The following is a 9,823-nucleotide window of genomic DNA, read 5'->3' on the forward strand; positions in this document are numbered from 1 at the left end:
AGCTACATGGCCACATGCATCAAGAGTCATTAAAACTCACTGATCAGAGCTTTGCTCTGTCTGCCGCGGAGCTAATCCAGAAGAACCCCGCCCGAAGAACCTGCCCAAAGACCTCGCCCAAAGAATTCAGATCAGGAAGCAGGCTGGCTGCATACAACGGCAGCCAGCCTGCTGCTGATCAGTGGGTCTGAGCCGCCGTTTTTGAACGGCTGACTCTGTCCAGCAGATAGAGCATCGAATGGTACGGGATCTCCGCATGACGGCTGAGGCCAATCTCACAGGTGCGGCTGGTTGAAATCCCTTCTGTACAGCCACTGGCCTGTTCTTTCAGTGGTGCCAGTGCGGAAGCATTCAGTTCGGGCAACATAAAGCCCTTATCACCGGCAAAACCGCAGCAGATAATATCCTTCGGCACCACCACCTGCGTAGAACAGTGACGCGCCAGTGCAATCAGTTCGTCACCAAGCCCCTGCTTCGTGGTCGAACAGGTAACGTGTACCGCCACCGGATCAGTAACAGGCGTCACCTCTAGTCGTGGCAGCAGGTGTTGATTGGCAAAGCGGATCGGGTCCAGTAACTGAATACGCTCATCCAGCTTTTGGGTCATACGGAAAACACAGGGACTGGTGTCGATAAGCACCGGAATGCGGCCATTATCACTGGCCTGCAACAGTGCCTGATTCAGGCGTTCACGCATTGCGTCGGCCTGTTCAAAGTGCCCTTTGCTCTCCAGCGGCATGCCGCAGCAATGCTGCTCCTGATCCGCCAGCATAGCGAGATTCAGACCGGCTTTATTTGCCAGATCCAGTGTCACCTGCATCAGGCTGCGCTGGTCATTATCGGCTGGCGCCGGCCCCATGGTGCGGCTGGCGCAGCTTGGAAAATAAACGAGATCCGTCGCCGGGCTGATGGCATGCAGTTTTACATCCACCTGCTCTGCCGCGCCTGGCATGGCATCGTGCCACAGCGGCGTCGTATTAAACGTCACGGCTTTTGCCACTTTGGATACCGCGGTCAGGGCTTTATCGCCAATCAGGTCGCGGGTGAAATCAGTCACTGCAAACGCTGTACGGCTGGCTTTGCTGATACCCCCAAAATGGTCTGCTACCCACTGTGCTTTGCCTGCGTGTTTGCGGTTACGTTCACTGCGCAGTTTGCGGCTCAGATCACCGGTATTAATGCCCACCGGACAGGCCATGCTGCACAGGCCATCGGCGGCACAGGTATCGACGCCCATGTACTGATAGTTTTCCAGCAGGGTCTGATAATCCCCGTCTTTGCCTTCACGCTCCTGACGTTTCAGTTCGCGCATCACCACAATGCGCTGGCGCGGTGTGATGGTCAGGTTTTTCGATGGACACACAGGCTCACAGAAGCCACATTCAATACACGGATCGACCAGATCATCAGCTTCCGGAATCGGTTTAAGATTCTCAATATGTACCTGTTTATTGTGGGTCAGAATCACATCCGGGTTAAACAGGGTCTGCGGGTCGAAAATATTCTTAATTTCCCACATCAGTTCATAGGCCTGGGTACCCCATTCCATTTCCACGAAGGGGGCCATATTACGGCCGGTGCCATGCTCGGCTTTCAGCGATCCATCATAACGGCCCACCACCAGTTCACAGACGTCATCCATAAAATCGGAATATCTCTGAATTTCGGCAGGATCGGTAAAATTCTGAGTAAAAACAAAATGCAGGTTACCAGCTAATGCATGACCAAAAATAATGGCTTCGTCGTAACGGTATTTTTTAAAGATTGCCTGCAGTTCGATAACGGCCTCAGCAAGGTTTTCCACCGGAAAGGCAACATCTTCGATAATGACTGTGGTGCCTTTCTGGCGCACAGCGCCCACCGCCGGGAACAGACCTTTACGGATATTCCAGTAAAGAGCACAGGTGTCTTTATCTGTGGTAAATAATTTTGGCTGCAGTGTGTCGAAATCTTCCAGCACTTTGCTGGTTTCGCTCAGTTTTTCATCGAGTTCCTGCGCGCTGACGCCACGAACTTCCACCAGCAGAGCTGCAGCTTCATCATTCAGGGTTTTGAGGTATTCAGGCATGCCCGGTTTATTTTCTACCGAGCGCAGACCGGCGCGGTCCATCAGTTCGACTGCGGCCACTGGGGCGTGAGACAGAGCTGTAACCGCCCTGCTGGTCTGTTCGATGTTGGCGAATATCAGCAGGGCGGACGCTTTATGGGCGTGCTCTTCGACCGTGTGGTAAACCACCTCGGAAATAAATCCCAGTGTGCCTTCTGAGCCCACCAGAACGTGCTGCATAATATCGATTGGGTCAGAAAAATCCACTAATGCGTTAAGACTGTAGCCAGTGGTATTCTTTATTCGGAATTTGTTAACAATCCGCTCACTCAGGGCCGGATTATTCAGAACTTTTTCACGCAGCGTGCTCAGCTTATCGAGCATATCGCCATGACTTTCACGGAAAGCCTTGCACGAAGCTTCGTCACCGGTATCCAGTACTGTGCCATCGGCCAGAACAATGCGCATCGATGCCAGCGTCTGATAGGTATTCTGCGCCGTACCGCAACACATTCCCGATGCATTATTGGCAACGATACCGCCAATTTTACAGGCGCTGATGGATGCCGGGTCCGGACCAATCTTACGCGCGAACGGAGCCAGAATCTGGTTAGCCCGCGCGCCAATCACACCTGGCTCAACTTTTAACTGAGCGCCACCGTTCAGTACCTGAGCCTGATTCCAGCCATTACCCAGACGCACCAGTACGCCATCAGTCACTGCCTGTCCGGACAGACTGGTACCGGCAGCACGGAATGTCAGATGCACACCGTATTTACGTGCCAGTCCGATAATCGCCTGAACTTCCTGTTCATTAATAACAGTTACTACCAGCTGTGGTATTAACCGGTAGAAACTCGCATCGGTACCGAACGCCAGCGTACGTAACGGGTCGGTAATAATACGATCTTCGGCGACTACTTCTGCCAGATCACTGGCAAAATCCCGGTAATTATCTTTCATGATCAGGCGTCCGTTAACATCAATACAATTAGAGATTTTGGTCCATGAGCACCGTAGGCCAGCGTCTGCTGAATATCGGCAGTCTTACTCGGGCCGGAAATCAGCAGCAGATTAGTTGGCATCATATCCGGCATCATGCCCTCAGCAACCCAGGCCGAAAAATTAGCGCGCAACTGCGACTGTTTAACCAACACAATATTCAATGGTGGAACCAGAGATAACGTACGTGGTTCCTGTGGCCCGGTGCTGACCACCAGCGATCCGGTTTCGGCCAATGCGCCGCTGGCCACGCTGAAGCCAGCATCCACCTGCATAAATAATTCTGGCTTAGCAACGGCAGCGGCATAAATATCCGCCTGCAGAGATGGTAGATTTGTGTTCAAATATTGCTGCAGAGCATGCCCCTGAGCATTATCACCACACAGCAGACGGCTGACACCCTGCCCACTGAGACGGCGCTGCAATTCAGCCATCCACTGTGCTTCTGTGGTCAGAATGACATCGGCATGGTTATCGCTCATATTCTGACAGAACAGATCCAGCCAGTTGCTTTCCTCCGGTGCGGCCCAAACCTGATTCACCGGCTGACGCTGAGCAGGCACACTCTGCTGTTCAGCGCCCTGACGCAGACGGTTTAAAATTCGTTCACGGCTGCTCATTATTTCTGCCCCTTAATTGAATCGGATTCACGGTATTCAGACGGGATACCCTGTGCCTTCGCCAGTTCGTGCAAACTTTTTGCAGCGGGCTTCGGCGTTGTGCGGCTGTCGGTCCATGGCGACAGCAATGACTTTCCGGCACGACCGGAAAGCAGTCCGCGTCCACGGGTCAGAAACCAGGTCATCGTACGGTAAAGCATGGGCGATTGATGGCTGACGCTCCAGCCTTTCCAGATCAGACTTTCACCCAGCGAGCGCTTGCCACCGCGTTCTTTCACCACACTTAAATCCTGGGATTCTGCGGCATTTATAAACTGCGGATGATTGGCCTCATGGCGTAATTCACGGATTAAATCCGGTAACGGAATACGCACCGGACAGGCTTCACCACAGGCACCATTTAACGAACAGGCGCTGAGCATATCGCCGGAATGTTCCAGCCCCTGAATCTGTGGCGTCACTACTTGACCGATTGGCCCCGGGTAGGTGGAACCGTAAGCATGGCCGCCCACACGGGCATAGACAGGGCAATGGTTCATACAGGCGCCACAGCGGATACACTGCAGCGTAGGCTTTAATACCGGGTGATTAAAAATGCGCGAGCGGCCGTTATCCACCAGCACCAGATGCACCTGTTCCGGACCATCCAGATCTTCTGGCTTTTTCGGCCCGGAAATCATATTGAAATAGGTGCTGATTTTTTGCCCTGTAGCCGAGCGGGTTAACAGGGTTAACAGCTCCGGAACGTGAGAAAAATCTTCCACCACTTTTTCAATACCGGTTACGGCAATATGCAGCCTTGGCACTGTCGTAGTCATACGGCCGTTGCCTTCGTTTTCCACCAGACACAAGGTGCCGGTATTAGCCACAGCCATATTAACGCCGGAAATACCTGCATCTGCGTTCATAAATTTTTCCCGCAGAATTGCCCGGGCATTACCAATCAGATCGTCCACATCTTCACTGTATGGAACGTCGCTGCCGTCAGCGGTTTCAGCCCGGCCATGCATGAGCCTGGCAATCTGCTGTTTATTTTTATGGATGGCGGGCATGATGATGTGCGATGGGGTTTCGCCCGCCAGCTGCACCAGATACTCGCCCATATCGCTTTCCAGACACTCGATGCCCTTCTGCTCAAGATAATGGTTCAGCTCAATTTCTTCGCTGACCATGGATTTTCCTTTCACCACTGTACGGGCATTGTTGTCCGCAAGAATACCGTGGATCAGCTCACAGGCCTCATCGGCAGTTTCTGCCCAATGCACCTGAATACCGTTGACGGTGAGATTTTTTTCCAGTGTTTCCAGCAAATCCGGCAGATTTTTTAAGCTGTGCTGGCGAATAGCTTCGCCCTGAGTGCGTAAATTCTGCAACGACACATCATCGGGAAAAACCGAACTGCGCTTGGCCATCAGAAAATCAGAAGCACCACGGAAGCTTTTACGCAGCCCATCGTTTTCCAGTGCCATACGGGCGCGGACTTTAAAATGCTGCTGCTGCATCTGACTGAAGGCCTGCTGCTCTTCGTTCAACTCATTGCGCAGAGTAATCATATTATCCGTCATGTTACTGGCCTCCCAGTGACAGGCGTTCACGGATTACCGTCGCCAGATGTTTGGCTTCTGTTGGCTTTCCCTGTTGCTGTAGCGTTCCGGAAATATTCATCAGACAGCCACAGTCAGCGCTAGCCAGAACATCACAACCGGTTGCAGCAATGGCCTGTGCTTTATCCGCCGCCATAGCGGCAGAAATATCGCCTTGTTTTACTGCAAAGGTGCCGCCAAAACCGCAGCATTCCGTCACCCGCTCCGGTTCCACCACGGTCACTCCGGGCAGACTTTCCATCAGCGCTTTATGCTGCTCTGCCACACCCATAGTGCGGCGCGCAGAACAGGAGGTGTGCAGCGCCAGGGTGATCGGCGCTTTATCCGCCGTTTCAGCCTGCTGAGCAGTTGCCGGGAAGTTCAGTACATTCACCAGAAACTCGCTGAATTCAAATGTCCTTGCCGCCAGAGCCTTCGCCTGGGTTTCTTCCGGCTGATTACGGAACAGACGCGGATAATCTTTATGCAGCATGCCGGCACAGGACCCCATCATCACCACCACCGGAATATCGGCCGCAAACGCCTGCAGCTGTCTGCGGGCTACCTCGCGGGCCTCGTCATCAAAGCCGGAGTTATAAGCCGGCTGCCCACAACAGGTCTGACTCTGGGGATAAATCACCTCTACGCCACAGCTTTTAAGAATGTGAATCGCATCCATACCGGCATCGGGATAAAAACTGTCGACCAGACAGGTTCCCAGCAGATAGACCTGCTTAACCTGCTGCGGGTAATGACGGGATGTTTTGTTTACCTGCCCGGTTTCCGATTCAGAGGCATGAACGGCGTCTGAATGAGGGGTTTCAGTGTGTGCTTTCATAGAGTTTCCACGGTTGTCCGGTAATCGACCAGCAAGGCAGATTTCCGGCATCAGAGTCTTTTTATTGTCAGCCGCTGCAGACGGCATAAAAAAATTGGTATTACCAATTGTCCATTTTAGGTTTATAGTGGGTTAAACTACCGGTGACTCCCCCTCTGGTCAATGCCAAAAGATGGATTTATAGCTGTCAGAGCCTTATATATTCGTCGTATATAGGCAATTTCACGGACATATTAGCCCTGTCTAATGTAGGGATTATGGGTTAGCATTGGATTTACCAATTGGGTTAGCACGCGTTTCAGACAGCTCGTTATCCCGCTGTTCCACATGCTTTACCAATACAAGCCGTATCTGTTTATCAGGACGTACTCAGACACCAAATCACGAGCCCTATATGACTGAAGAAGCCATCCGCCCAAGAAAAATTTCAGAAATCATCGCCCGTCGTCTTGAAGCCATGATTCTTGAAGGCAGCCTGACCCCGGGCCAGAAGATGCCACCGGAACGCGAGCTGGCGCTGCAGTTTGAAGTGTCGCGCCCTTCCCTGCGCGAAGCCCTGCAGAAACTGGAAGCCAAAGGTCTGGTTAACCGTCGTCAGGGGGGCGGCACCTTTGTCTCGGAAAATATTGGTATTTCCTTCGCCGATCCGCTGATGCAGCTGTTTCAGACCCACAGTGAGTTCAACTACGACCTGCTGGAATTCCGTAACGCGCTGGAAGAAGTCGCCGCCCACTATGCAGCTCTGCGTGCAACCGCTGCTGACCACCAGATGATTGAACAGGCTTTTGAAGAATGGCGTGCGGTACACGAAGAAGGTAAAGACGAAGAGAAAGAAGCCGAACTGGACTGGCGCTTCCATCTTTCGATTGCCGAAGCCTCACACAACGCGGTACTGCTGCACTCCATGCGCGCCATTTACTCCATGGCGAAGCTGACCATCAGCAGCAACCTGCAATATATTTACAGCGCAGAGCACGGTCGTGATGACGTACTGAATCAGCATCTGGCCATTAAAAATGCCATTATGGCCCGCGATCCGGACGCCGCTCAGCAGTCAATCAATAACCATCTGGCGTTCGTTGAAGAAACCCTGCAGGAAAGCAGCCGCTTTGAAAGCCGCTCGCAGCGCTCCTTGCGCCGCCGTAATCTGATGGCCTGAATCTGAACACTCCACGGAGCAGCAGGGATCGCTGCTTCGGGCTTGCCTCACCCGCCCCGCGTGATAGTCTTGCCTGCGAACTGAACAGGATAAAGACGATGTCATCGCACAAGGATTCCCAGAACAGCATTCTCCACTGGCTGCACCCGAGCCAGATGCTCAGTCACCTGCGTGACATTGATACTGAAGCTGCAGCAGAGCGTAAAAATACTGATGAGCAGACCCTCTGGCTGCGTGCATGGACCGTCATCGCCGTGGCCTGCATTTGTCTGCTGATGGTTCACTACCTGAAATACAGCAACAACCTGCGCGTATTTATTCCTCTGCTGGAGGGTATTTTCGGCGTAGATAATCAGGCCTGGTACCGCGCCTACGCCCGCTCCGAATACCGCGAGCTGATCGGCTATATCTGGTGGGGATTCTGGCATCTGCTGTGTTTTATTATCATTCCGATGCTGACCATTAAAGTGATTTTGAAACAGCCGTTAAAAGCCTATGGCTGGCAGGTGGGAGATGTACGGCAACACTGGCTCGGCTATGTACTGCTGGCCTCACCAATTATGGTCTTCGCCATCATCGCCAGTTTCGGCAGCGAATTTTCCAGCCATTACCCGTTTTATAAGCAGGCCACCCGCAGCTGGACAGATCTGCTGTTATGGGAATGCATTTATATAATGCAGTTTATTGGTGTAGAATTTTTCTTCCGCGGCTTTCTGGTCAATGGTCTGCGCCTGCAGTTTGGCAGCCTGTCGGTGGCGGTTATGTGTCTGCCCTACCTGATGCTGCATTTTCCCAAACTCTGGCCGGAATCCTTCGGTGCAATTTTATTTGGCTTTTTCTTAGGGATTCTGGCGGTGCGCTCCAAATCCATCTGGGGCGGTGTTGGTGTGCACGTATCCATTGCCTTAACCATGGATATTGCCGCAATGATTCAGACCAAAGGCCTGCCGGACAACTGGTAAAAACTGTCCGCAGAAAGGAAGGTGAAACTCAGAAACGCCAGGCAATAAAGCGGCTTTGCTTCTGCCCCTGAGCCATGGCGATGACTTTTACCTCTTTCACATCAATCCGTTTCAGTTCGCGTTTCAGCGGAGCGATGTTGTCTTCTTTGGAGATCAGACAGGTAAACCACCCCACCTGAGCAGCGTAATCTGCACTCTCGGTAATCATGCGTTTAGCAAAGGCCAGCTCACCGCCCTCGCACCAGAGTTCGTTACTCTTGCCACCGAAATTGCGCTTAACGGATGACTCCTGCCCTTTCAGATTACGCCACTTACGCCGTGCCTGAGCCTGAGCTTCTTTTTCCGATGCGAAAAATGGCGGGTTACACAAGGTGAATTCAAAATACTCGCCTGTGCCGATCATGCCTTTGAATATCTGCTCCGGATGTCGCTGCATACGAATTTCTACCGCATCGAGCAATGGGCTGTTTTCACTCACAAGCTGATGCGCATTACGCACCGCAATAGCATCCGTATCGGCGGCAACAAACTGCCAGCCGTAAGCCAGATGGCCGATAATCGGATAAATCAGATTGGCACCGGTACCGATATCCAGCAAACGCGGAGGCGTATTACGCGCCCCACTCTCTACCAGAAAATCCGCTGCCAGCAAATCCTCTGCCAGCAAATCATTCAGATAACACAGGTAATCGGCACGACCCGGAATTGGCGGACACAGATAGCCTTTTGGCAGCTGCCAGCTGTTTAAACCGTAATGCGCTTTCAGTAGCGCGCGATTAAGACACACCACCGCATCCGGTTCGCTGAAATCCACCGTCTGCTCGCCGCGGGGATTGGTGGTCAGAAAGCGTTCCAGCACAGGCTCTGCGGCACACAAAGCCGCCATATCGTAACGGCCATTATGGGGATTCTTCGGGTGCAGCCCCTGTGCCTGAGTTTTATTCCACAACGATTCCGATTTTTTATCCGAATCCGGTCTTTTCCCAACGGAAGACTTTCTGTCAGTTCCGGGTTTACCTTCATAGCGGGCTTTTCTGTCAGCTCCTGGCTTGCTTTCAAAGCAGGGCTTTCTGTCTGAGCTGTGCTTTTTGTCTGAACTGTATTTTTTATCTGAGTCGTGCTTTTTGTCTGAGCCATACTCCTTGCCTGAAGCCGGCTTCTTATGGACACCGGTTCTTTGCTCGCCGTAAGGTTTAGCTGAGCGAGAGCCTTCAGCGCGTGAACGAGAGCCGTCAGCACGAGAATAAGAGCCATCAGCGCCGGAACGAGAACCTTCTGCACCACGGGATTTTTGCCATGGTCCGGATTTATTGCCGGAAGCGTATTCAGCTGCCGATGACTTACTTGCGGACTCAGCTGGTTCTGACGTGTCCGCTTGCGGCTTTTTATAGGCGGTCTTTTGGTGTTCTGACCTTTCCGGCGCAGCAGAAGCGGAAGACGGTTTTTGTGTATCCTGAGACGAATTCTCCTCAGCAATTTTGCGCAGGGACTTATTCCAGGGAGAGTTAGGCTCGTCAGACATGAGGGATTCCGCTAGTCGGTCATTTAAGGCGGAGTATAGCATTCCACCCAAGACAACGAACCCACTTCCCCACAGCAGGCATGAGCAGCT

7 protein-coding genes are annotated in these 9,823 nt (G+C 52.5%); 2 read left to right on the top strand and 5 right to left on the bottom strand.

The features are described 5' to 3' along the window. Positions 1-178 precede the first annotated feature (178 nt). Genes B2Z72_RS03420 through B2Z72_RS03435 form a run of 4 tightly spaced genes read right to left on the bottom strand, consistent with a single transcriptional unit; the run spans position 179 to position 6,090 of the window. On the bottom strand, positions 179-3,010 hold the full coding sequence (locus B2Z72_RS03420; protein ID WP_297004164.1) for an FAD-binding and (Fe-S)-binding domain-containing protein: 2,832 nt from the start codon (positions 3,008-3,010) through the stop codon (positions 179-181). A gap of 2 nt (positions 3,011-3,012) precedes the next feature. Then, entirely contained in the window at positions 3,013-3,669 is a 657-nt protein-coding gene (locus B2Z72_RS03425) for a LutC/YkgG family protein (protein ID WP_296983437.1), read from the bottom strand. After that, on the bottom strand, positions 3,669-5,234 hold the full coding sequence (locus B2Z72_RS03430) for a LutB/LldF family L-lactate oxidation iron-sulfur protein (RefSeq protein ID WP_296983435.1): 1,566 nt from the start codon (positions 5,232-5,234) through the stop codon (positions 3,669-3,671). The genes B2Z72_RS03425 and B2Z72_RS03430 overlap by 1 nt, the downstream gene beginning before the upstream one ends. 1 nt (position 5,235) lies before the next feature. Beyond that, positions 5,236-6,090: a (Fe-S)-binding protein gene (locus B2Z72_RS03435; RefSeq protein ID WP_296983433.1), complete on the bottom strand. Its 855-nt coding sequence runs from the start codon at positions 6,088-6,090 to the stop codon at positions 5,236-5,238. A 394-nt stretch (positions 6,091-6,484) separates the two neighbouring features. Here B2Z72_RS03435 and B2Z72_RS03440 point away from each other — a divergent pair, with 394 nt between their 5' ends. Both B2Z72_RS03440 and B2Z72_RS03445 read left to right on the top strand, forming a co-directional pair. Further along, entirely contained in the window at positions 6,485-7,249 is a 765-nt protein-coding gene (locus B2Z72_RS03440) for a GntR family transcriptional regulator (protein ID WP_296983432.1), read from the top strand. 98 nt (positions 7,250-7,347) lie between these two features. After that, positions 7,348-8,211: a CPBP family intramembrane glutamic endopeptidase gene (locus B2Z72_RS03445; protein WP_296983431.1), complete on the top strand. Its 864-nt coding sequence runs from the start codon at positions 7,348-7,350 to the stop codon at positions 8,209-8,211. A 28-nt stretch (positions 8,212-8,239) separates the two neighbouring features. Here B2Z72_RS03445 and rlmF read toward each other — a convergent pair whose 3' ends face one another. After that, positions 8,240-9,160: a 23S rRNA (adenine(1618)-N(6))-methyltransferase RlmF gene (rlmF, locus tag B2Z72_RS03450; protein ID WP_296983430.1), complete on the bottom strand. Its 921-nt coding sequence runs from the start codon at positions 9,158-9,160 to the stop codon at positions 8,240-8,242. Positions 9,161-9,823 lie beyond the last annotated feature (663 nt).

Origin of the sequence: Thalassolituus sp. UBA6592, from assembly GCF_002433655.1 — a bacterium.
Lineage (GTDB): Bacteria > Pseudomonadota > Gammaproteobacteria > Pseudomonadales > Oceanobacteraceae > Venatoribacter.

What these genes read in the sequence shown, in the direction of transcription:
- B2Z72_RS03430 (WP_296983435.1), bottom strand. Translation starts at nt 5,234, where the DNA reads ATGACGGATAATATGATTACTCTGCGCAATGAGTTGAACGAAGAGCAG.
- B2Z72_RS03420 (WP_297004164.1), bottom strand. Translation starts at nt 3,010, where the DNA reads ATGAAAGATAATTACCGGGATTTTGCCAGTGATCTGGCAGAAGTAGTC.
- B2Z72_RS03445 (WP_296983431.1), top strand. Translation starts at nt 7,348, where the DNA reads ATGTCATCGCACAAGGATTCCCAGAACAGCATTCTCCACTGGCTGCAC.
- B2Z72_RS03425 (WP_296983437.1), bottom strand. Translation starts at nt 3,669, where the DNA reads ATGAGCAGCCGTGAACGAATTTTAAACCGTCTGCGTCAGGGCGCTGAA.
- B2Z72_RS03440 (WP_296983432.1), top strand. Translation starts at nt 6,485, where the DNA reads ATGACTGAAGAAGCCATCCGCCCAAGAAAAATTTCAGAAATCATCGCC.
- B2Z72_RS03435 (WP_296983433.1), bottom strand. Translation starts at nt 6,090, where the DNA reads ATGAAAGCACACACTGAAACCCCTCATTCAGACGCCGTTCATGCCTCT.